The 22690-nt window shown below is 59.9% G+C and carries 18 protein-coding genes; 10 read left to right on the forward strand and 8 right to left on the reverse strand.

Annotated features, from left to right (window positions below; genetic code table 11):
* Window position 1 precedes the first annotated feature (1 nt).
* The 5 genes from pilQ to QK293_RS19320 are packed head-to-tail and all read right to left on the reverse strand — an operon-like array spanning window position 2 to window position 4877.
* Window positions 2–2089 (reverse strand): type IV pilus secretin PilQ, encoded by a 2088-nt coding sequence (gene pilQ / locus QK293_RS19300; protein WP_282379908.1) that lies wholly within the window; start codon window positions 2087–2089, stop codon window positions 2–4.
* 13 nt (window positions 2090–2102) lie between these two features.
* Window positions 2103–2630, reverse strand: coding sequence for a pilus assembly protein PilP (locus QK293_RS19305; protein WP_282379910.1), 528 nt, complete (start codon window positions 2628–2630; stop codon window positions 2103–2105).
* Window positions 2627–3250: a type 4a pilus biogenesis protein PilO gene (gene pilO / locus QK293_RS19310; RefSeq protein ID WP_282379912.1), complete on the reverse strand. Its 624-nt coding sequence runs from the start codon at window positions 3248–3250 to the stop codon at window positions 2627–2629. Before pilO ends, QK293_RS19305 begins: the two co-directional genes overlap by 4 nt.
* Window positions 3247–3813 (reverse strand): PilN domain-containing protein, encoded by a 567-nt coding sequence (locus QK293_RS19315; protein WP_282379914.1) that lies wholly within the window; start codon window positions 3811–3813, stop codon window positions 3247–3249. Before QK293_RS19315 ends, pilO begins: the two co-directional genes overlap by 4 nt.
* Complete coding sequence (locus QK293_RS19320) at window positions 3813–4877, reverse strand: pilus assembly protein PilM (RefSeq protein ID WP_282379916.1); 1065 nt, start codon at window positions 4875–4877, stop codon at window positions 3813–3815. The genes QK293_RS19315 and QK293_RS19320 overlap by 1 nt, the downstream gene beginning before the upstream one ends.
* A gap of 214 nt (window positions 4878–5091) precedes the next feature.
* On the opposite strand from QK293_RS19320, the gene QK293_RS19325 reads away from it, so the two are divergent.
* The gene (locus QK293_RS19325) at window positions 5092–7536 is read left to right on the forward strand and encodes a penicillin-binding protein 1A (RefSeq protein ID WP_282379918.1); all 2445 of its coding nucleotides are present in this window, start codon (window positions 5092–5094) and stop codon (window positions 7534–7536) included.
* Window positions 7537–7740: 204 nt separating this feature from the next.
* On the opposite strand, the gene QK293_RS19330 is transcribed toward QK293_RS19325, so the two are convergent.
* The 3 genes from QK293_RS19330 to rpmE form a co-directional block, all read right to left on the reverse strand.
* Window positions 7741–9009, reverse strand: coding sequence for a malic enzyme-like NAD(P)-binding protein (locus tag QK293_RS19330; RefSeq protein ID WP_282379920.1), 1269 nt, complete (start codon window positions 9007–9009; stop codon window positions 7741–7743).
* A 183-nt stretch (window positions 9010–9192) separates the two neighbouring features.
* Entirely contained in the window at window positions 9193–9993 is an 801-nt protein-coding gene (locus tag QK293_RS19335; protein ID WP_282379921.1) for a thermonuclease family protein, read from the reverse strand.
* 14 nt (window positions 9994–10007) lie between these two features.
* Window positions 10008–10241 (reverse strand): 50S ribosomal protein L31, encoded by a 234-nt coding sequence (gene rpmE / locus QK293_RS19340; protein WP_282379923.1) that lies wholly within the window; start codon window positions 10239–10241, stop codon window positions 10008–10010.
* Between the two features lie 170 nt (window positions 10242–10411).
* On the opposite strand from rpmE, the gene QK293_RS19345 reads away from it, so the two are divergent.
* The 9 genes from QK293_RS19345 (at window position 10412) to phaC (QK293_RS19385) (ending at window position 22688) form a co-directional block, all read left to right on the forward strand.
* Entirely contained in the window at window positions 10412–12631 is a 2220-nt protein-coding gene (locus QK293_RS19345; RefSeq protein WP_282379924.1) for a primosomal protein N', read from the forward strand.
* Between the two features lie 265 nt (window positions 12632–12896).
* Complete coding sequence (gene argS, locus QK293_RS19350) at window positions 12897–14633, forward strand: arginine--tRNA ligase (RefSeq protein WP_282379926.1); 1737 nt, start codon at window positions 12897–12899, stop codon at window positions 14631–14633.
* Window position 14634: 1 nt separating this feature from the next.
* The gene (locus QK293_RS19355) at window positions 14635–15342 is read left to right on the forward strand and encodes an SPOR domain-containing protein (protein WP_282379929.1); all 708 of its coding nucleotides are present in this window, start codon (window positions 14635–14637) and stop codon (window positions 15340–15342) included.
* Window positions 15343–15573: 231 nt separating this feature from the next.
* Window positions 15574–16104: an ATP-dependent protease subunit HslV gene (gene hslV / locus QK293_RS19360; RefSeq protein ID WP_007899242.1), complete on the forward strand. Its 531-nt coding sequence runs from the start codon at window positions 15574–15576 to the stop codon at window positions 16102–16104.
* Window positions 16105–16159: 55 nt separating this feature from the next.
* Window positions 16160–17500 (forward strand): ATP-dependent protease ATPase subunit HslU, encoded by a 1341-nt coding sequence (gene hslU, locus QK293_RS19365; protein WP_282379934.1) that lies wholly within the window; start codon window positions 16160–16162, stop codon window positions 17498–17500.
* A gap of 45 nt (window positions 17501–17545) precedes the next feature.
* Window positions 17546–17926 carry a DUF971 domain-containing protein gene (locus QK293_RS19370; protein ID WP_282379936.1) on the forward strand — a complete coding sequence of 127 codons (381 nt, stop codon included), beginning with the start codon at window positions 17546–17548 and terminating at the stop codon, window positions 17924–17926.
* A gap of 259 nt (window positions 17927–18185) precedes the next feature.
* Window positions 18186–19865: a class II poly(R)-hydroxyalkanoic acid synthase gene (phaC, locus tag QK293_RS19375; RefSeq protein ID WP_282379939.1), complete on the forward strand. Its 1680-nt coding sequence runs from the start codon at window positions 18186–18188 to the stop codon at window positions 19863–19865.
* Between the two features lie 155 nt (window positions 19866–20020).
* Window positions 20021–20866, forward strand: coding sequence for a poly(3-hydroxyalkanoate) depolymerase (gene phaZ, locus QK293_RS19380; RefSeq protein WP_282379941.1), 846 nt, complete (start codon window positions 20021–20023; stop codon window positions 20864–20866).
* Window positions 20867–21005: 139 nt separating this feature from the next.
* Complete coding sequence (phaC, locus tag QK293_RS19385; protein WP_282379942.1) at window positions 21006–22688, forward strand: class II poly(R)-hydroxyalkanoic acid synthase; 1683 nt, start codon at window positions 21006–21008, stop codon at window positions 22686–22688.
* Window positions 22689–22690: the final 2 nt, after the last annotated feature.

Raw genomic sequence — 22690 nt, forward strand, 5'->3', positions numbered from 1 at the left:
ATCAATGACTCACAGCAATCGCCTGGTTATTCATGATACGCGGAGTGAGAAATACCAGCAGCTCGGATTTTTTCTCCGAAACCACGTCACGCCGGAAAAGGCGGCCAAGATACGGCACATCACCGAGAAATGGCACCTTATCTACAACCTTGCTCTGAGTATTTGAGAAAACTCCGCCAATCACGATGGTCTCGCCGTCGTTGACCAGGACCTTGGCATTGACCTCGTTTTTCTTGATGGGCGGTACATCCTGCACCTTGTTCAGGTAGTCCGGTTCATCTTTGGTAACCTTGACCTCCATGATGATCCGGTTGTCCGGGGTGATCTGCGGCGTCACCTCCAGAGACAGCGAGGCTTCCTTGAACGACACCGAGGTCGCGCCGCTGGAGCTGGCTTCCTGGTAGGGAATCTCCGTGCCCTTGAGGATTTTCGCGGTTTCCTTGTCCGACGTGACCACTTTGGGCTGCGAGACGATTTCGCCGTTGCCGGTTTTCTCCATGGCCGTCAGCTCAAGATCGAGCAGTACATTGTCGGTGATGAACGCGATGCCGAGCCCCGAGGTATTGGAGGCGGCGCCCAGGTCGACGAACGGCGAGTTGGTGCTGGTGCTGCCGGGCGTACCGATGGTCGACGAAGCGTTAGCCCCGTTGCTGACGCCTGAGGCGTTCCAGTTGCCCTTGTTCTGCAACGAACCGCCCCAACGCACACCGAGGCTTTTGTCATAGTCGACGTTGGCTTCGACGATACGCGCCTCGATCATCACCTGACGCACCGGGATATCCAGTTGCGCGACGATACGGCGGAGTTCGTCAAGGCGATCCTGGGTCTGGTAGGCAATGATGTTGTTGGTCCGCTCATCAACCGTGATCGAGCCCCGCTCATCGGCCTTTGCCTCGGCACTGGTCACCGACTGGAACAGCTTGGCGATATCGGCAGCTTTGGCGTAGTTGACCTGCAACAGTTCCCGACGCAGGGGCGCCAGGTCGGCAATCTGCTTCTGCGACTCAAGCTCCTGGCGCTCGCGAGCGGCGATTTCATCGGCCGGCGCCACGAGTAAAACGTTACCGATCTTGCGTTTATCCAGACCCTTGGTTTTCAACACCAGATCCAGTGCCTGATCCCACGGTACGTTCTGCAAACGCAGCGTGATGCCGCCCTGCACGGTGTCGCTGGCGACCAGATTGAGATTGGTGAAATCGGCGATCAGTTGCAGCACCGAACGCACATCGATGTCCTGGAAATTCAACGAGAGTTTTTCACCGGTGTAGGCAAAACGTTCAGTGTTGCGCTTCTGCAAGTCATCGACGGTCATCGGCCGGATGCTGACGGTCAGCTTGTTGTCGGTCTGGTAAGTCGAATAATCGAATGCGCCGCTGGGCTCAATGCTGATCGTGGCCCGATCACCGGTAGCGCTGGCGTTGACGAACTGCACCGGCGTGGCGAAATCCTTGACGTCCAGACGTACACGCAACGGCTCAGGCAATTGGGTCCTGGCGAAACCGAGGATGATCTTGCCGTCGCGCTCCTGAATGTCCGGGGCGATAGAAGGATCCGACAGATCGATGACCACATTGCCTTCGCCCTGAGTGCCGCGCTGGAAATCCACACCCCGAATGGCCTTGCCTACCGGCGCATAGGCTTTCGCCGGGGCGGGCGTTGCAGTCGCGGCGCGCTGCGTTTTTGGCGCTGGGCTGGAGGCCGTTTTGTTGGCTCCTTGCCCGACCACCACAAACAGATTGTTGCCTTCGACCCGTGCGTTATACGGGGTCAACTGGGTCAGATTGATGATCAGTCGCGTACGGTCCTTGGCTTCCACCACCGTGGCGCTGCGGGCATTCCCACCGCCCAGGTCACGATTTTTGCTTTTTAGCTGACTGACTACGCCGGGCAGATCCAGCGCAATCCGAGCCGGTTGTTCCGTGGTGTAACCGTGGGGCGGCGGTGGCGGCCCATCGAACGACAACTTCAACTCGATGCGGTCCCCCGGCAGCGCTGCAACATCCAGCGCTTTGAGGTTAGCCGCTTGTACCATCGGCGACAGCAACGCTATCCATAGCGAAATACCGAAGGTTGAGAAAATCCTGTTCATTATTCGAGTTCCACTATGAGTGCTCTTTCAAAGGGATGGTCCGCGGCCGCTCCAGCCAGGCGCCTTGGCCGTCGGGAACGATTTCGACCACATCGACCTGCGAGCCGCTGATAGCGACGATCCGCCCATCGTTACGCCCCAGGTAATCGCCGACTTTCAACCGATGCACCCCACCCGCCCCGCGCACCAGCGCAAAGGAGCCGGTCGCATTAGCGATCGTACCGACCATTTCAAACTGCTCGATGTTGAAACCTTCGAGGTATTGCTTGACCCGATCAGGGTCAGGTTTGACGTTGCGTGAGCCGTGCTTCTGGCCGGCCAGGTCGACCCTTATCTGTCGGGAAAACGGACTTCGCAGGTTGGCGGCGTTGTACGTGAATGTTGGGTAAGACCGAAATGTCGGTGTTGGTTCAATCTTGCCGGGCGCACGCAAACGCATTTCATTCATGTAGGCGTCCAGGTCGCTGAAGTCACTGTCGCTGCCACAACCGGCCAGGCCGGCGACCAACACAACCATCGAAAAGCAACGAATCGGGCTCATTTTTGCAGCCCCTTGTCGTTGTAGCGGTAGGTCTTGGCAAGAATGCTCATGCGCAACTTCGGACCACCTTCCGGGTTAGCCGGCGCAAGGTCGAAGTCATGCAAGGTGACGATCCGTGGCAGCCCGGCCACGCCGCTGACGAAGGTGGCCAGGTCGTGATAGGCACCGGTGACGGTGATCTGGATCGGCAGCTCGATGTAGAACGGCTGCGTGACCTCTGGCAGCAGTTTGATCTCTTCGAATTCCAGGCCACTGCCCAGGCCGGTGCGAGTGATGTCCTCCAGCAGACCAGGCACTTCGGTGTCACTGGGCAATTGCCGCAGCAGCACGCCAAAGGAGTTCTCCATTTGCTTCATCTGCTGGGTATACAGCTCGAGATTCGCCGCCATGTGGGCTTTGTTGGCGAATTGCTCCTTGAGGGTCGACTCTTCCTCGCGCTTGAGATTGAGATGGCTCTGAAGGTCGCTGACGGAAAAACTGTAGCCCAGTGAAAGCACCAGGACCATCAGCAGAATACCCGCCAGCGCCTTGATGGCTGGCGGCCAGGAACCCATGTTATTGGTGTCCAGGTCGTTGATGTCGATCTTGCGCAGCCCCTCAAACCATTCAGACGGAGTCATTGACCGCCCTCCGCAGCGGCTGGCTGAGTCTGACGAACGGTTAATTGAAAGACGTTGGCCTGGTCCAGCTGACTAGCAGTGGTCGCTTTGACTTCCGTCAGGGTCGGCACATTGAACCAGTCCGACGCATCCAGATTACGCATCAGATCCGAAACACGATGGTTGGAGTCTGCGGCGCCGGTAATGGACAGGGTTTTGCCAGCCATTTTCACTTCGGTGAAATACACTCCGTCCGGCAAGGTACGCGCTAACTGATCGAAGATCCGCCCGCTGATCGGACGGTTGCCTTGCAGGTCCTGGATGATGCGCATGCGCTCGACCAGTTGCTGGCGACGGGCCTTCAAATCGCTGATCTGTTTAATCCGCTCGTCGACCACAGCAATCTGTTTTCCGATGTAGTCATTACGAGCAACTTGCCGATCGATGGCGCCATTGATGGCCTGGTTTGCGATCAACACCGCGCCCACTGCCCCCACCATCACACCGACCAGCGCCAGCAAAAAGCGTTTGCGGCGCGCTTCACGCTGCTCTTCACGCCAAGGTAAAAGATTGATCCGTGCCATCAGTCGAAACTCCTGAGGGCCAGCCCGCAAGCGATCATCAGTGCCGGCGCATCGCTGGCCAGGGCACCGGCGTTGACCTTACTGCTCAGGGCCATGTTGGAGAATGGGTTGGCTACTTGCGTCGGCGTGCCCAATCGCTGCTCGATCAACCGATCCAGCCCCGAGACCGACGCGGTACCTCCGGCCAGCAGGATGTGATCAACCGAGTTGTACTGACCGGAGGCGAAGAAAAACTGCAACGAACGCGACACCTGCTGCACCAGCGCATCGCGAAACGGCTGCAACACCTCGTTGACGTAATCGTCCGGCAAACCGCCCTGCTTCTTCGCCAACCCGGCCTGCTCGAGCGTCAGCCCATAACGTCGCTGGATTTCCTCCGTCAGTTGACGACCGCCGAACAATTGTTCGCGGGTGTAAATGATTCGTCCGTTGTGCAGCACGCTCAGGGTGGTCATGGTCGCGCCGATGTCGACCACCGCTACCGTCAGACTCTCCTGAGAAGCAGCCAGTTGCCCCGCCAGTAATCCGAAAGAACGCTCCAGCGCATAGGCCTCGACGTCAACCACGCGCGCCGTCAGGCCGGCCAGAGCCAGGGCCGCTTCCCGGACCTCGACGTTTTCCTTGCGACAGGCCGCCAGCAGCACATTGACTCGCTCGGGGTTGCGCGCGGAAACACCCTGGACCTCAAAGTCGATGGCCACTTCGTCCAATGGATAAGGGATGTACTGATCGGCCTCGATCTTCAGCTGGTTTTCCATCTCGTCGTCGGAAAGACCGGCATCCATCTCGATGGTCTTGGTGATCACCGCCGAACCGGCCACGGCCACGGCCACGTTCTTGAGGCTGGTTCTGGCCTTGACTAGTACGCGCGCGAGTGCCAGCCCCACGCCTTCGAGCTCGGCGATATTTTTCTCGACCACCGCATTGGCGGGCAAAGGCTCCACCGCATAGGTCTCGACCCGATAACGGTCGCCCTGGCGGCTTAGCTCCAGAAGCTTTACCGACGTGGAGCTGATGTCGATCCCCAGAAGCGTATTGGCCTTTTTATTGAAGAGTCCTAGCACTACCAATTCCCTATGACTATCCGTGTCTTACGGACTCTGTAATATCAGTTGCGTTCAAACCACCCGTCTTGACAGCAGCGCAAATGACGCCCTCGACGGAAAAATGCTTATAATGCCCAGCGTTTTTTTCCGGTTTTTACTTCAAGCGCGGGTCGTTCCCTGTTATCCGAACCCTGATGCCTCATTCATTCTTTGCCCTGGATGTCCAAAAGCCTTGATTCGTCTGCTGAAATTTTTCGGATGGTCCATCGTCGCCGTTTTCTGCGGACTGCTCCTCGGTCTTAGCGGCGCGTTTCTCTACCTTAGTCCGGGATTACCGTCCGTGGAGGCGCTGAGAAGCATTCAGTTGCAGATCCCTTTGCGGGTGTACAGCAGCGACAACAAGTTGATCGCAGAATTTGGCGAAATGCGCCGTACACCGATCCGTTTCGCCGACATTCCCCCCAATTTCATTAATGCGTTACTAAGTGCTGAAGACGACAACTTCGCCAACCACTACGGCGTCGACCCTGGCAGCTTGATGCGCGCGGCCACCCAGTTGGTAAAAAGCGGACACATTCAGTCCGGCGGCAGCACCATCACCATGCAGGTGGCGAAGAACTTCTTCCTGACCAGCGAACGCAGTTTCTCGCGCAAGACCACCGAAATTCTCCTCGCCCTGCAGATCGAACGGCAGCTGACCAAGGACGAGATCCTTGAGTTATACGTCAATAAAATTTATCTGGGTAACCGCGCGTATGGCATCGAGGCGGCGGCGCAGGTCTATTACGGCAAATCGATTCGTGACGTCAGCCTCGCGCAGATGGCGATGATCGCCGGTCTGCCAAAGGCCCCTTCGCGTTTTAACCCGCTGGCCAACCCGGCCCGCAGCAAGGAACGTCGCGACTGGATCCTTGGACGCATGTACAAGCTCGGCAAGATCACCGAAGCCGACTACACCATGGCGATCAACGAGCCGCTGAACGCCAGCTATCACGTGCCGACCCCGGAAGTGAACGCGCCGTACATTGCTGAAATGGCCCGCGCCGAAATGGTCGGCCGTTATGGCAGCGATGCGTATACCGAAGGTTTCCGCGTCACCACCACAGTGCCGAGCAACCTGCAGGAAATGGCCAACACCGCGGTCCACGAAGGTTTGATGTCCTACGACCAGCGTCATGGTTATCGCGGCCCGGAGTCGCGCCTGCCGGGCAAGACTCGCGAGGCCTGGACAACCGAGTTGACCAAACAGCGCACCATCAGCAGCCTTGAGCCTGCCATCGTCACCCAGGTCGACAAGACGGGCCTACAGGTGCTGACCCGTACCGGTGACGAACACGTCGGTTGGGACAGCATGAAATGGGCGCGTCCGTTCCTGAACACCAACAGCATGGGTGCCAATCCGAAGCAGCCGTCGGACGTCGCCCAGGTCGGCGACCTGATTCGGGTACAGCGTCAGCCAGACAATTCGCTGAAATTCAGCCAGATCCCGCAGGCTCAGGGCGCACTGGTTTCCCTCGACCCGCAGAATGGCGCCATTCGTTCCCTGGTCGGCGGTTTCGCCTTTGAACAGAGCAACTACAACCGCGCCATGCAGGCCAAGCGCCAACCGGGCTCGAGCTTCAAGCCGTTCGTCTACAGTGCCGCGCTGGATAACGGCTACACCGCCGCCAGCCTGGTGAACGATGCACCGATCGTGTTCGTTGACGAGTACCTGGACAAAGTCTGGCGTCCGAAGAACGACACCAACACCTTCCTCGGCCCGATCCGTATGCGTGAAGCGCTCTACAAGTCGCGCAACCTGGTGTCGATCCGCTTGCTGCAGGCGCTGGGCGTCGACCGCACCATTGATTACATCAGCAAGTTCGGCTTCAACAAGCAGGACTTGCCACGCAACTTGTCCCTGGCCCTGGGCACCGCGACACTGACGCCAATGGAAATCGCCACGGGCTGGAGCACCTTCGCCAATGGCGGCTACAAGATCACTCCCTACATCATCGACAAGATCGAAAGCCGCAATGGCGACACGCTGTTCGTCGCCAACCCGCCGAGCGTCCCGAAAGGCGACGTCGCCACCGACGGCATCGCCGCCCCTGTCGCGGCCAACGCCTTCACCGTCAACGCAACCCCGGGCGAAACCCTGACTGCCCAGCCAGCACCACAAACGCCGGCCGTGGCCGAGCGCATCGTCGATGGCCGCACCACGTACATCCTCAACAGCATGCTCGAGGACGTGATCAAACTCGGCACCGGTCGCCGCGCCCTCGCCTTGGGCCGCACCGACATCGCGGGCAAGACCGGTACCACCAACGAATCCAAGGACGCCTGGTTTTCGGGTTACAACGCCGATTATGTAACGACCGTCTGGACCGGTTTCGACCAGCCTGAAAGCCTGGGTCGCAAGGAGTTCGGCGGCACCGTCGCCCTGCCGATCTGGATGAGTTACATGGGCGCCGCACTCAAAGACATGCCGCCCCATACGCAGCAAGAGCCCGAAGGCATCCTCAGCCTGCGAGTCGACCCGGTCAGCGGCCGTGCAGCCACCCCAGGCACGCCAGGCGCCTACTTCGAGCTGTTCAAGGCTGAAGACACGCCGCCGTCGGCGAATGAGCTGGGTAACGGCACTGCGCCGGGCAGCCCACTGCCAGCGGATGAAGCGGCGCCGATCGATTTGTTCTGATCGTGTAGCAACACTTTTTCGTTACTGATCGTTCCCACGCTCTGCGTGGGAACGCAGCCCGGGACGCTCCGCGTCCCTTCCCACAGCCGAACGCGGAGCGTCCGTAGAGGCATTCCCACGCAGAGCGTGGGAACGATCATCGACGGTAATAAAAAAGCCCCGACTCACAAGAGCCGGGGCTTTCTGTTGAAGCGCTACAACGACTTAGCCGTTGAACACGTCATCCACGCTTTTCAGCGGGTAGTTCTTCGGATACGGCAGGGTCGCTACGCCGGTCTCGATCGCGGCCTTGGCCACAGCATCGGAGATCAGGGTGATCAGACGCGCATCCATTGGTTTCGGAATGATGTACTCACGACCGAATTCCAGTTTGATGCCGCCGTAGGCGTCGCACACTTCCTGAGGAACCGGCAGCTTGGCCAGTTCACGCAGGGCGTTGGCGGCAGCCACTTTCATTTCTTCGTTGATGCGCTTGGCGCGAACGTCCAGGGCACCGCGGAAGATGAACGGGAAGCCCAGCACGTTGTTAACCTGGTTCGGGTAGTCCGAACGGCCGGTGGCCATGATCACGTCGTCACGGGTGGCGTGAGCCAGTTCCGGGGAAATTTCCGGATCAGGGTTTGAGCACGCGAACACGATCGGGTTGGCTGCCATGGATTTCAGGCCTTCAGCGCTCAGCAGGTTCGGGCCGGACAGGCCCACGAACACGTCTGCATCGGTCAGGGCGTCAGCCAGGGTGCGCTTGTCGGTCGCGTGAGCGAAGACAGCCTTGTACTGGTTCAGGTCGTCACGGCCGGAGTGGATCACACCGGTACGGTCAACCATGAAGATGTTTTCGATGTTGGCGCCCATGCTCACCAGCAATTTCATGCAGGAGATGGCGGCCGCACCGGCGCCCAGGCAGACGATCTTGGCGTCAGCGAGGGTTTTGCCAGCGATTTCCAGGGCGTTGATCATGCCGGCCGCCGTAACGATCGCGGTGCCGTGCTGGTCATCGTGGAATACCGGAATGTCGCACTGCTCGATCAGAGCGCGTTCGATCTCAAAGCACTCAGGTGCCTTGATGTCTTCCAGGTTGATGCCACCGAAGGTGATGGAGATGCGCTTGACAGTGTCGATGAAGGCTTGCGGGCTTTCGGAATCGACTTCGATGTCGAATACGTCAATGCCGGCGAAGCGCTTGAACAGCACGCCTTTACCTTCCATCACTGGCTTGGAAGCCAATGGGCCGAGGTTACCCAGGCCGAGAATTGCGGTGCCATCGGAAATGACTGCAACCAGGTTGCCCTTGCCGGTGTACTTGTAGGCCAGTTCAGGATCGCGGGCGATTTCGCGTACTGGTTCGGCTACGCCGGGGCTGTAGGCCAGCGACAGGTCGCGGGCGGTAGCGGTGGCCTTGGTGAGCTCGACACTCAGCTTCCCTGGACGAGGATAGGCGTGATATTCGAGAGCGGCAGTTTTCAAATCAGACATGTGGGCATTCCGCTTTTTACTGTTGGACAGACGGACCGCCGAGGATACGCGTGTCGCAAAGTCCCCACAAGACTGACCGGTCACCCCTGTCAAGCGCCCGGCCCTACGACTTTGGACCAAGAGCCGCGGAATACAAGGGATGAACTGTTCACAATCTACGAAACAAATGTCTACAGTTTTTTCTCATGGCGCCGCTTGCAGCATCGCCGGGTCGGTCAATGGCAGAAGCCAGCGCGCCTGCCCTTGTTTAAGTCCACCGCGCCGCGAACGGTCCAGCACCCAGCCACGCGCCTCAATCTGCCTGCCCTTCAGCCGCTCAAGCGTCGCAACATCGAACTGTTCCAACATATTGGGTGCAACGCGCAATACAACCGACTCCTGCAACTCGATCCAAACCCCACCGCGATTGCGCTGAACCTTGCTCACACGACCGCTGAGCACAGCAAAACCAGACGTGCTGATCTGCTCTGCCTTGAGCACAGGGGATTGGCGCCACAACCCGAGTCCGGCCTGACGGGCACTGTGTTCCGCCGCTTGCTGGCAGTCGACCAGATCGACATTCGGCGCGACCGCCACCTGAAAACCGAGCCCCTCAGCGAGCAACTGCGCTTCGAGGTTGGCGCCATCGGCGCCATAGACATGGGCCAGCGTGCGACCGTAATGATCTTTGCTCTCTTTGCCCGGCAGTAAACCGACCCGCCCATCGCTGGCGGCCACCAGAGCTTCCAGGCGTCGGCGCGCCGTCACCGCGAAGGGCTCGTCGGAGCGGCCTTTCTTGCCCAGCTCCGGCGTATTCAAACCGATCATGCGCACGCTGCGGCCATCGTTCAGGCGCAGCGTGTCACCATCCACCACCCGCTGCACCGCGACGGATGTCAACCCGCTCGGCGCCGGGCAGAAGGCCTGGGCACCGGACAGCCAAATCGCGGACACAAAAAAGGCGCCCGCAAGGGACGCCTTTTTCATCAGCAAGGTAAAGCCCATCGGGCTTTGCAACCTTACTCTGCAGCAGCAGGAGCTTTGGCTTTGCCAAAAGCACCAAAACGGTCTGCGAAGCGCTGTACACGGCCGCCAGTATCCAGAGTCTTCTGCTTACCGGTGTAGAACGGGTGGCACTCGTTGCATACGTCAGTACCCAGTGGCTTGCACAGGTTCGAACGAGTTTCGAACTTGTTGCCGCAGCTGCAAGTTACTGCAATGGTTTCGTACGCTGGATGGATATCGGCTTTCATGGTGTATTCCTCAGGCTAGCGTGCCGCCACTCAACACTATTGTTGAATACCGCACGTAATTAGGCCGCGGATTCTACCAGACCTTTGCAATCACGCAAGCTGTCGCTTCTACCGACCGTCTGCTAGGCTCCCGGCCTTCTTCACCGTCCCATCATCGAGTAAACCATCGCGTGCCCGACGCCATTTTGCGCCTCGCCCTGCCTTCGCCCCTGCGCCGCCTGTTCGATTACCGTGCCCCGGCCGGGGTCCTGCGCGCCCAGTTGCAACCGGGCATGCGCCTGCGGGTGCCGTTCGGCCGGAGGGAGATGATCGGGATTCTGGTGGAGGTCACCGACACCAGCGAAGTCCCGGCAGAGAAGCTCAAACCGGCTCTGGCCTTGCTCGATGCCACGCCGCCGCTGCCGCCGGCGCTGTTCAAACTGTGCCTGTGGACGTCTCAGTATTATCAGCACAGTCTCGGTGACACCTTGAGCTGGGCGCTGCCGGTGTTGCTGCGCCAGGGCGAACTGGCCGAAGCACGGCAGGAGCGCTTCTGGTCCGCCGCGCCGGGCGCCCGCCTTGATGACCCGCGCATCGCTCGCGCCCCGCGTCAACGTGAGGCCCTGGCAACACTGGCCCAGCATCCACACGGCGTCGCCCATCAGTTGTTGAGCAAACTGATGCTGAGCAAGGACAGCCTGGACTTGCTGCTGGCCAAGGATCTGGTGCAAGTCGACATCCGCAAGCACGCGCCCGGCGCCCGCCACGAACACTGGCTGGCGCAGCCGGAACTGCCACTCAACCCCGAGCAGCGCGCGGCCTATGAAGCCATTCGTGCGGGGTTCGACAGTTATCACGCGTTCCTGCTGGCCGGCGTCACCGGCAGCGGCAAGACCGAAGTCTATTTGCAGTTGATCCGCGAAACCCTTGAGGCCGGCAAACAAGCACTGGTGCTGATCCCGGAGATCAACCTCGGCCCGCAGACCCTGGCGCGCTTCGAGCAGCGTTTCAATGCGCGCATCGCGCTGATCCACTCGGCGGTCAATGATCGAGAACGCCTCGAAGCCTGGCTCGCCGCCCGGGACGGTGACGCCGACATTATTATCGGCACCCGTTCGGCGCTGTTCACGCCGATGAAGAACCCCGGCCTGATCATCATCGATGAAGAGCACGACGGCTCCTATAAACAGCAGGAAGGCTTGCGCTATCACGCCCGCGACCTGGCATTGGTCCGCGCCCGCCAGGAAAACATCCCGATTGTCCTAGGTTCCGCCACGCCTTCGCTGGAAAGCCTGCACAACGCCTACACCGGCCGTTATGGCCTCCTGCGATTAAACGAGCGTGCCGGTGGCGCCAAACAGCCGCGATTTCTGCGCCTGGACGTAAAAAGCCGCCCGCTGGACAGCGGCATTTCCGGGCCGATGCAGCAAGCCATCGGTCAGACACTGGCCGCGGGCCAACAAGTATTGGTGTTCCTTAACCGTCGCGGTTTTGCGCCGACCTTGCTGTGTCACGACTGCGGCTGGATGTCCGAGTGCCAGCGCTGCGATGCGCGCATGACCGTGCACCAGCGCTCCGGTGAGTTGCGCTGCCACCATTGCGGCTACGTCGAACGCGTGCCCCGGCATTGCCCGAAATGCGGCAAGGTCGATTTGCGGCCAGTGGGCGCCGGCACCGAGCGCGCCGAAGAGCGATTGGGGATTTTGTTTCCGGATGTCCCGGTGCTGCGGGTCGACCGCGACAGCACCTCGCGCAAGGACGCGATGAATCAGCTGTTCGCGACCATCCAGAAGGGCCAACCGTGCATTCTGGTCGGCACGCAGATGCTTGCCAAAGGGCATCACTTCCCACGGGTGACCCTGGTGTCGATTCTTGATGCCGATGGCGGGCTGTTTTCCGGCGACTTCCGCGCCAGCGAGCGCATGGCGCAGCTGATCGTCCAGGTTGCCGGGCGTGCGGGACGCGCTGAAGAACCGGGCAAGGTGATTATCCAGACGCACCTGGCCGACCATCCGCTGCTGGTGCAATTGACTGAACAGGGTTACTTCGCCTTTGCCGAACAGGCCTTGAGCGAACGCCGCTCGGCGGGTCTACCGCCGTTTGCGCACCTGGCATTGCTGCGGGCTGAAGCGCACAAACCGGGGCAAGCCGAAGGTTTTCTCGATGAGGCATGTAGCGAGGCCGAGCGCTTGCTGGCCGAGCAGAATTTGACCGGGATTGAACTGCTCGGGCCGGTGCCGGCACCGATGGAACGCCGGGCCGGGCGATATCGTGCGCAGTTGTTGCTGCAAGCGACGGCTCGGGCGCCGCTGCATCGGTTGTTGAGCAGCTGGTTGCTGGAGCTGGAACAGATGCCGAGCGGGCGGGCGGTGCGTTGGTCGCTGGATGTTGATCCAGTCGATTTGTATTGATTGAAGATGGCCTTCGCGGGCAAGTCGGATCGCCGCACCGCTCGCTTCTACAGGGTTCGGGTTGTACGCAACATCAGCGAACGACGTAAATCCGTAGGAGCGAGCGGTGCGGCGACCCGACTTGCCCGCGAAGGCGGTCTATTTGTCACCACATATCCATAACCTGCCCACTATAGTTGGCAAGCCCGTCTTCGCAACGGATAATGCCCAGTTTTTCCACCAGCGCATCGAAGCGCCGCCGCGCTTGCGGTCGAAAGAGAACACCATGAAAGACACCATTCGCCAGCTGATCCAACAAGCCATCACCCAACTCGTCAACGAAGGTGTGTTGCCTGAAGGCCTGTCGCCGGCGATCCAGGTGGAAAACTCCCGTGACAAGACTCACGGCGATTTCGCCAGCAACATCGCGATGATGCTGGCCAAACCGGCCGGCATGAAGCCCCGTGATCTGGCAGAGAAAATCATCGCTGCATTGCCGGCTGACGAAAACGTCACCAAGACTGAAATCGCCGGTCCCGGCTTCCTGAATTTCTTCCAGAACACCCAAGCCCTGGCCACCCGACTGGACGCCGCCCTGGCCGACGCCCACATCGGCGTGCACAAGGCCGGCCCGGTGCAGCGCACCGTCGTCGACCTGTCGGCACCGAACCTGGCCAAAGAGATGCACGTCGGCCACTTGCGCTCGACCATCATCGGCGATGGCGTGGCCCGCGTTCTGGAATTCCTCGGCGACGAAGTCATCCGCCAGAACCACGTCGGCGACTGGGGCACCCAGTTCGGCATGCTGATGGCGTATCTGCAGGAAAACCCGATCACCAGCGATGAGCTGTCGGACCTGGAAAACTTCTACCGCGCCGCCAAGCAACGCTTCGACGAATCCGAAGAGTTCGCCGACCGCGCCCGTGGTCTGGTGGTCAAATTGCAGGCCGGCGACCCGGACTGCCTGGCGCTGTGGACCAAGTTCAAAGACATCTCCCTGTCGCACTGCCAGAAAATCTATGAACTGCTGAACGTCAAACTGACCATGGCTGACGTGATGGGCGAAAGCGCCTACAACGACGACCTGATCAACGTGGTCAACGACCTCAAGGCCGCCGGACTGCTGGTCGAAAGTAACGGCGCTCAGTGCGTGTTCCTCGACGAGTTCAAGAATGCCGACGGCGACCCGCTGCCGGTGATCATCGTCAAGGCCGACGGCGGCTACCTCTACGCCACCACCGACCTGGCGGCCGTGCGTTACCGCAGCGGCAAGTTGAAGGCTGATCGCGCGCTGTACTTCGTCGACCAGCGCCAGGCCCTGCACTTCCAGCAAGTGTTCCAGGTCGCGCGCCAGGCCGGCTTCGTGACGCACCCGATGGAAATGGAACACATGGGCTTCGGCACCATGAACGGCGCCGATGGCCGTCCGTTCAAGACCCGTGATGGCGGCACCGTGAAGCTGATCGACCTGCTGACCGAAGCCCAGGAACGTGCCTACACCTTGGTGAAGGACAAGAACCCGGAGCTGGCCGAAGCCGAATTGCGCAACATCGCCAAGGTCGTGGGCATTGGCGCGGTTAAATACGCCGACCTGTCCAAGCATCGCACCAGCGACTACAGCTTCAACTTCGACCTGATGCTGAACTTCGAAGGCAACACCGCGCCTTACTTGCTGTACGCCTACACCCGCGTGGCCGGTGTGTTCCGCAAACTTGGCAAGGACTTCAGCGAAGTCGAAGGCCAGATCGTCCTCGAAGCGGCGCACGAACACGAGCTGGCGGCGAAGCTCGCGCAGTTCGGCGAAGTGCTGAACAACGTTTGCGACAAGGGCACGCCGCACATCCTCTGCACCTACCTGTACGATGTCGCCGGTCTGTTCTCCAGTTTCTACGAGAACTGCCCGATCCTCAGTGCCGACACTCCGGCGCAAATGCAGAGCCGTCTGCGCCTCGCCGCGCTGACCGGCCGCACTCTCAAGCAAGGCCTGGAACTCTTGGGTCTGGAAACTCTGGAGCGTATGTAAGTTGGCTGCCAAGAAAAAACCTGCACCCAAGCGTGGCGCCAGCCGTTACCAAGCTCCTGCAAAGCAACCGATCCCGGGCTGGTTGTGGATGGCCATCGGCCTGACGGTCGGCGCATTCATTGTGTTCCTGATGAAGCTGGAGCCAGGCAAGGGCAGCGAGAGCGTCAAGCGCGAGAAAATCGAGCAGCAGAAAGCCAGCAAGATCGCCGAAGCCAACAAGACCCCGCCGAGCCCGACGCAACCGGTGAAGCCGAAGTACGACTTCTACACCTTGCTGCCGGAATCGGAAGTCATCGTACCGCCAGATGCCGTGCCGGAGAAAACCCTGCCAACGCCGCAAGTGCCGGCCATTCCGACGACGCCGGTCACGCCAGAGCAAGCGGCGAAGATCGATACCGCGCGGGCTCAGGCCGCACTGGCCGGGATCACTCCGCCACCAGCACCACCGGTGTCCAAAGCGGCGCCAGTGACCAAGTTCTTCCTGCAGGCCGGTTCGTTCCGCAAGGAGGCAGACGCGGACAAAGTTCGGGCGCAGATCATTTTGCTGGGTCAGGCGGTAGCGGTCGAATCCGGCACGGTGAAGGACGAGACCTGGTATCGAGTATTGGTCGGACCGTTCAGCAACCGCGAACAGCTGACTACTGCCCAGAAACAACTGGCTGGAAGCGGGTTCAGCAACCTGTTGTTACAACAGCGTCAGAGTCGCTGATTTCGCCAGGAACACTGCGTCATCGTTCTTCGCGGGCAAGCCTCGCTCCTACAGGATTACGTAAATCTCTGTAGGAGCGAGGCTTGCCCGCGAAGGCACCCGAATAGACAACACCCCCATCCCCGCCGTACACCGCTCGTCCCCTCTCCCGCCCCGCAGTTGAAAAACGCTCTACCACCCCCATATGAGTTGGCATAAGGCATTTTCGCCCCGCTGCGTGGAGACTCTCCCTTGACCACCATCGTTTCAGTTCGCCGCCACGGCAAAGTCGTCATGGGCGGTGACGGCCAGGTTTCTCTCGGCAATACCGTGATGAAAGGCAACGCGAAGAAAGTTCGCCGCCTGTACCACGGCCAGGTAATCGCCGGTTTTGCCGGGGCTACTGCTGACGCCTTCACCCTCTTCGAGCGATTCGAAGGCCAGCTTGAGAAACATCAAGGCCACCTGGTTCGCGCCGCTGTCGAACTCGCCAAAGAATGGCGCACTGACCGCTCCCTCAGCCGCCTCGAAGCCATGCTTGCGGTCGCGAACAAAGATGCCTCTCTGATCATCACCGGCAACGGCGACGTGGTCGAGCCTGAAGAAGGTCTGATCGCCATGGGCTCCGGTGGCGGTTACGCCCAGGCCGCCGCCAGCGCGCTGCTGAAGAAAACCGATCTGTCGGCCCGCGAAATCGTCGAAACCGCCCTCGGCATCGCCGGCGACATCTGTGTGTTCACCAACCATACCTTCACCATTGAGGAGCAGGACCTCGCTGAGTAAGCCTGTTTTGGCCACCACGCCACGGCTCACTTTTACTTGAGGACCGCCAATTACTATGTCCATGACTCCCCGTGAAATCGTCCACGAACTCAATCGCCATATCATCGGCCAGGACGATGCCAAGCGCGCCGTCGCCATCGCGCTGCGTAACCGCTGGCGCCGGATGCAGCTGCCTGAAGAGCTGCGCGTTGAAGTGACCCCCAAGAACATCCTGATGATCGGCCCGACCGGTGTCGGTAAAACCGAGATTGCTCGTCGCCTGGCGAAACTGGCCAACGCGCCCTTCATCAAGGTCGAAGCGACCAAGTTCACCGAAGTCGGTTATGTCGGCCGCGACGTTGAATCGATCATTCGTGACCTGGCTGACGCGGCGATCAAACTGTTGCGCGAACAGGAAATGACCAAGGTTCGCCACCGCGCCGAAGACGCCGCCGAAGAACGCATCCTCGACGCCCTGCTGCCACCGGCACGCATGGGCTTCAGCAACGACGACGCCGCACCGTCGGCTGACTCCAACACCCGTCAGCTGTTCCGCAAGCGCCTGCGCGAAGGTCAGCTGGATGACAAGGAGATCGAAATCGAAGTCGCCGAAGTGACCGGCGTCGATATCTCCGCGCCACCGGGCATGGAGGAGATGACCAACCAGCTGCAGAGCCTGTTCGCCAACATGGGCAAGGGCAAAAAGAAAAGCCGCAAGATCAAGGTCAAGGAAGCGCTGAAACTGGTGCGTGACGAAGAGGCCGGTCGTCTGGTCAACGAAGAAGAGTTGAAGGCCAAGGCGCTGGAAGCCGTCGAGCAGCACGGCATCGTGTTCATCGACGAAATCGACAAGGTCGCCAAGCGTGGCAACTCCGGTGGCATCGACGTGTCCCGTGAAGGTGTACAGCGCGACCTGCTGCCGCTGATCGAAGGCTGCACCGTCAACACCAAACTGGGCATGGTCAAGACCGACCATATCCTGTTCATCGCGTCCGGTGCGTTCCACCTCAGCAAGCCGAGCGATCTGGTACCTGAGCTGCAAGGCCGTCTGCCCATTCGTGTCGAACTCAAGCCGCTGACGCCTGAAGATTTCGAGCGCATTCTCAGCGAACCGCATGCGTCGCTCACCGAGCAGTATTGCGCACTGCTGAAAACCGAAGGCCTGGTTATCGAGTTCCAGCCGGACGGTATCAAGCGTATTGCCGAGATCGCCTGGCAGGTCAACGAGAAGACCGAGAATATCGGTGCCCGTCGCCTGCACACGCTGCTTGAGCGTCTGCTCGAAGAGGTGTCGTTCAGCGCCGGTGATCTGGCCAGTGCCCACGACGACAAAGCGATCGTGATCGACGCCGATTACGTCAACAGCCACTTGGGCGAATTGGCGCAGAACGAAGACCTGTCCCGTTATATCCTGTAGATCTCATTCTCTACATGGCAGGGCCGCTTGCGGCCCTGAACCAAAATGACGACCCCACTCCCCACCGATATCAAACTGCACAAAGCCTCGAAAACCCTGTCGCTGAAATACGCGTCCGGCGAGGAATATCACCTGCCTGCCGAGTTCCTGCGCGTGCACTCTCCTTCCGCCGAAGTCCAGGGCCACGGCAAACCTATCCTGCAATTTGGCAAGATCGGCGTAGGCCTGACCAAGGTCGAACCGGCCGGTCAGTACGCACTGAAATTGACCTTCGACGACGGCCACGACAGCGGCCTGTTCACCTGGGAATATCTGTACCAGTTGGGCGTGCGCCAAGAGGATCTCTGGAACGATTATCTTGCCGAGCTCAAAGCCGCCGGAAAAACCCGCGATCCGAACCAATCCATCGTCAAGCTGATGCTCTAAATCGGGCCTCTCGCTCTTTAGAGGGCATTTTCTAATTCCATCTGTTTGAATGCTCCGCTTCCGGGTCGACGATTGGCCTGCTTGCGAAAAAAATTAAACTCGGGTAACCAATGGAACTGGCAAGTTCCCTGCAGTGCTCTCTGCGATAAAAAAGCAGCGATGCAGTATTAACGGTCAACCGAGCAGTAGTACCTGGCATTTGCCGTGTGAATGCACAGCTGGGACCAGGTACTCGCCTCAGGACAATGGAGCGTCGTAGATGAGTAACAAGAATAACGATGACTTGAAGTATCAAGCCTCGGAAAACACCTTGGGGCTGAATCCTGTCGTTGGGCTGCGTGGAAAGGATCTACTGGCTTCTGCTCGAATGGTGCTAAGGCAGGCCATCCGACAACCGATTCACAGCGCCAGGCATGTCGCCCAATTCGGTCTTGAACTAAAGAACGTGTTGTTCGGCAAATCCGAGCTTCTACCGACAAGCGATGACCGTCGCTTCGCCGATCCGGCCTGGAGCCAGAACCCGCTCTACAAACGTTATTTGCAAACTTACCTGGCGTGGCGCAAGGAACTCCACGACTGGATCGGCGACAGCAACCTCTCGCCCAAGGACGTCGCACGCGGGCATTTCGTGATCAACCTCATGACCGAAGCCATGGCCCCGACCAACAGTGCGGCCAACCCGGCGGCGGTCAAACGCTTCTTCGAAACCGGCGGCAAAAGCTTGCTCGACGGCCTGGCCCATCTGGCCAAGGACCTGGTGCACAACGGCGGTATGCCGAGCCAGGTCAACATGGGCGCGTTCGAGGTCGGCAAGAGCCTGGGCGTCACCGAAGGCGCGGTGGTGTTTCGCAATGACGTGCTGGAGTTGATCCACTATCGGCCGACCACCGAGCAGGTGTACGAGCGCCCACTGCTGGTGGTGCCCCCACAGATCAACAAGTTCTATATTTTCGACCTGAGCCCGGACAAGAGCCTGGCGCGTTTCTGCCTGCGCAACAATGTGCAAACGTTCATTGTCAGCTGGCGCAACCCGACCAAGGAGCAGCGCGAATGGGGTCTGTCGACCTACATCGAAGCGCTCAAGGAAGCGGTCGACGTGGTCACCGCGATCACCGGCAGCAAAGATGTGAACATGCTCGGCGCCTGCTCCGGTGGCATCACCTGCACCGCCCTGCTGGGCCACTACGCCGCGATCGGTGAGAACAAGGTCAACGCCCTGACGCTGCTGGTCAGCGTGCTGGACACCACTCTGGACAGCGACGTGGCACTGTTCGTCGACGAGCAGACCCTCGAATCCGCCAAGCGTCACTCCTATCAGGCCGGTGTCCTGGAAGGCCGCGACATGGCAAAAGTCTTCGCCTGGATGCGCCCCAACGACCTGATCTGGAACTACTGGGTCAACAACTACCTGCTGGGCAACGAACCGCCGGTTTTCGACATCCTGTTCTGGAACAACGACACCACAAGGTTGCCCGCAGCGTTCCACGGCGACCTGATCGAGTTGTTCAAAACCAACCCTCTGATCCGTCCTGATGCACTGGAAGTGTGCGGCACACCGATCGATCTGAAGCAGGTCACTGCCGACATTTTCTCCCTGGCCGGCACCAACGACCACATCACCCCGTGGAAGTCCTGCTACAAGTCGGCGCAACTGTTCGGTGGCAAGGTCGAATTCGTGCTGTCCAGCAGCGGGCATATCCAGAGCATTCTGAATCCGCCGGGCAATCCGAAATCGCGCTACATGACCAGCACCGAGATGCCGGTCAAGGCCGAGGAGTGGCAAGAAAATTCCACCAAACACACTGATTCCTGGTGGCTGCACTGGCAGGCATGGCAAGCCGAGCGTTCGGGCAAGCTGAAGAAGTCTCCGGGCAGTTTGGGCAACAAGGCTTATCCGGCGGGCGAAGCTGCGCCGGGCACCTATGTGCATGAGCGGTAACTGACACACCTCGCGCCCCTGTAGGAGCGAAGCTTGCTCGCGAAAGCGGTCATTCACTCAACATAGATGTCGACTGATCTGACGCGTTCGCGAGCAAGCTTCGCTCCTACAGGGATCGAGGATGAATTTGAGAAATGACCCACAGGGCTTGAAGCATGCCGCAACAATTCATATTTCGTACCGTCGACCTGAATGGCCAGACCCTCCGCACGGCGGTACGCCCCGGCAAGCCTCACTTGACGCCCTTGCTGATTTTCAACGGCATCGGCGCCAATTTGGAGCTGGTGTTTCCGTTCGTCGCGGCGCTGGATCCGGACCTGGAAGTCATTGCCTTCGACGTCCCTGGTGTCGGCGGTTCATCGACGCCGAATCGACCGTATCGCTTTCCGGGCCTGGCGAAACTCACGGCGCGGATGCTCGACTATCTCGACTACGGCCGAGTCAATGTAATCGGCGTTTCCTGGGGGGGGGCCCTCGCCCAGCAGTTCGCTTACGACTATCCCGAGCGCTGCAAGAAACTCGTTCTGGCGGCCACGGCGGCCGGCACGGTGATGATACCGGGCAAGCCGAAAGTCCTGTGGATGATGGCCAGCCCGCGACGCTATATCCAGCCGTCTCATGTGATTCGCATTGCGCCGATGATCTACGGCGGTGCGTTCCGGCGCGATCCGACGCTCGCCGCGAGCCACGCTGCGAAGGTCCGCTCGGCCGGCAAACTCGGTTACTACTGGCAACTGTTCGCCGGCCTCGGATGGACCAGCATTCACTGGCTGCACAAGATCCACCAGCCGACTCTGGTGCTGGCCGGCGACGACGATCCGCTGATCCCGCTGATTAACATGCGCGTGCTGGCCTGGCGGATTCCCAATGCCCAGCTGCACATCATCGATGACGGGCATCTGTTCCTGATCACCCGCGCCGAAGCGGTGGCACCGATCATTATGAAATTCCTCGAGGAGGAGCGGCAGCGCGCCGTGATGCATCCGCATCCGGCGCCATAGGGCGGTTGATCGGCCCCGGTTTTTGTTAACGAAAAAAGGCTCGGCAGGACGCCGCGCCGCGCAACAACCCGTAACAGCGTCTATGGTGTTCTGGTTCGGTGTATCTGTATTTGGCCTGAAGACGAAGGAGTGTTGATTCATGCGCGAAAAACCAGCGAGGGACTTTTTACCCACTCCCGCCGCGTTCATCAATGCACAGAGTGCGATTACCGGCGTGCGCGGTCGGGATTTGTTGTCGACCCTGCGCAGTGTTGCCGCCCATGGCTTGCGCCACCCGGTGCACAGCGCCCGACACGCCTTGAAACTGGGCGGTCAACTGGGCCGCGTGCTGCTGGGCGAAACCCTGTATGCGACCAATCCGCAGGACAAACGCTTCGCCGACCCGGCGTGGAGCCTCAACCCTTTTTATCGCCGCAGTTTGCAGGCCTACCTGACCTGGCAAAAGCAGGTCAAAAACTGGATCGACGAGAGCAACATGAGCCCGGACGATCGCGCCCGCGCCCACTTCGCGTTCGCCATGCTCAATGACGCCATGGCACCGTCCAACAGCCTGCTTAATCCGCTGGCGATCAAGGAGATCTTCAACTCCGGCGGCAACAGCCTGGTGCGAGGTATCAGCCACCTGGTCGACGACTTCCTGCACAACGATGGCTTGCCCAGACAAGTCACCAAGCAAGCTTTCGAGGTCGGCAAAACGGTCGCCACCACTACGGGCTCCGTGGTGTTTCGCAATGAGCTGCTGGAGCTGATCCAGTACAAGCCGATGAGCGAAAAGCAGTATTCCAAACCGCTGCTGGTGGTGCCGCCACAGATCAACAAGTACTACATTTTCGACCTGAGCCCCGGCAACAGCTTCGTCCAGTTCGCCCTGAAAAACGGTTTGCAGACCTTCATGATCAGTTGGCGCAATCCGGATGTACGTCATCGCGAATGGGGACTGTCGACGTACGTGGAAGCCGTGGAAGAAGCGATGAACGTCTGCCGGGCGATCACCGGTGCTCGCGAAGTCAATCTGATGGGCGCCTGCGCGGGCGGGCTGACCATTGCCGCGCTGCAAGGGCATTTGCAGGCCAAGCGGCAATTGCGGCGAGTGTCCAGCGCAACGTATCTGGTAAGCCTGCTCGACAGTCAGATGGACTCGCCTGCGGCCCTCTTCGCTGACGAACAGACCCTTGAGGCGGCCAAGCGTCGCTCCTATCAGAAAGGTGTGCTCGACGGCCGCGACATGGCCAAGGTCTTCGCCTGGATGCGCCCCAACGATCTGATCTGGAGCTATTTCGTTAACAATTACCTGTTGGGCAAGGAGCCGCCAGCGTTCGACATCCTCTACTGGAACAACGACAACACACGTTTGCCGGCAGCCCTCCATGGCGACTTGCTGGACTTCTTCAAACACAACCCGCTGAGTCATCCGGGTGGTCTGGAGGTGTGCGGCACGCCAATCGACTTGCAGAAAGTCACCGTCGACAGTTTCAGCGTCGCGGGCATCAACGACCACATCACCCCGTGGGATGCGGTGTATCGCTCGACCCTGCTGCTGGGTGGCGAGCGACGCTTCGTGCTCTCCAACAGCGGGCATGTGCAGAGCATTCTCAACCCGCCCTCCAACCCGAAAGCCAACTTCGTCGAAAGCACGAAACTGAGCAGTGACCCACGGGCCTGGTATTACGACGCCAAGCAAGTCGACGGCAGTTGGTGGACCCAGTGGCTGAGCTGGATTCAAGAACGTTCAGGCGCGCAAAAAGAAACCGACATCGCCCTCGGCAACTCGAACTATCCACCGATGGAGGCAGCACCCGGTACTTACGTGCGTGTGCGCTGACG

This window comes from Pseudomonas sp. AL03, from assembly GCF_029960815.1.
Classification (GTDB): domain Bacteria; phylum Pseudomonadota; class Gammaproteobacteria; order Pseudomonadales; family Pseudomonadaceae; genus Aquipseudomonas.

Coding starts and splice junctions, on each gene's coding strand:
- pilQ (WP_282379908.1), bottom strand. CDS start 2,089: ATGAACAGGATTTTCTCAACCTTCGGTATTTCGCTATGGATAGCGTTG.
- QK293_RS19305 (WP_282379910.1), bottom strand. CDS start 2,630: ATGAGCCCGATTCGTTGCTTTTCGATGGTTGTGTTGGTCGCCGGCCTG.
- pilO (WP_282379912.1), bottom strand. CDS start 3,250: ATGACTCCGTCTGAATGGTTTGAGGGGCTGCGCAAGATCGACATCAAC.
- QK293_RS19315 (WP_282379914.1), bottom strand. CDS start 3,813: ATGGCACGGATCAATCTTTTACCTTGGCGTGAAGAGCAGCGTGAAGCG.
- QK293_RS19330 (WP_282379920.1), bottom strand. CDS start 9,009: ATGTCTGATTTGAAAACTGCCGCTCTCGAATATCACGCCTATCCTCGT.
- QK293_RS19335 (WP_282379921.1), bottom strand. CDS start 9,993: ATGGGCTTTACCTTGCTGATGAAAAAGGCGTCCCTTGCGGGCGCCTTT.
- rpmE (WP_282379923.1), bottom strand. CDS start 10,241: ATGAAAGCCGATATCCATCCAGCGTACGAAACCATTGCAGTAACTTGC.
- argS (WP_282379926.1), top strand. CDS start 12,897: ATGAAAGACACCATTCGCCAGCTGATCCAACAAGCCATCACCCAACTC.
- hslU (WP_282379934.1), top strand. CDS start 16,160: ATGTCCATGACTCCCCGTGAAATCGTCCACGAACTCAATCGCCATATC.
- QK293_RS19370 (WP_282379936.1), top strand. CDS start 17,546: ATGACGACCCCACTCCCCACCGATATCAAACTGCACAAAGCCTCGAAA.
- phaC (WP_282379939.1), top strand. CDS start 18,186: ATGAGTAACAAGAATAACGATGACTTGAAGTATCAAGCCTCGGAAAAC.
- phaZ (WP_282379941.1), top strand. CDS start 20,021: ATGCCGCAACAATTCATATTTCGTACCGTCGACCTGAATGGCCAGACC.
- phaC (WP_282379942.1), top strand. CDS start 21,006: ATGCGCGAAAAACCAGCGAGGGACTTTTTACCCACTCCCGCCGCGTTC.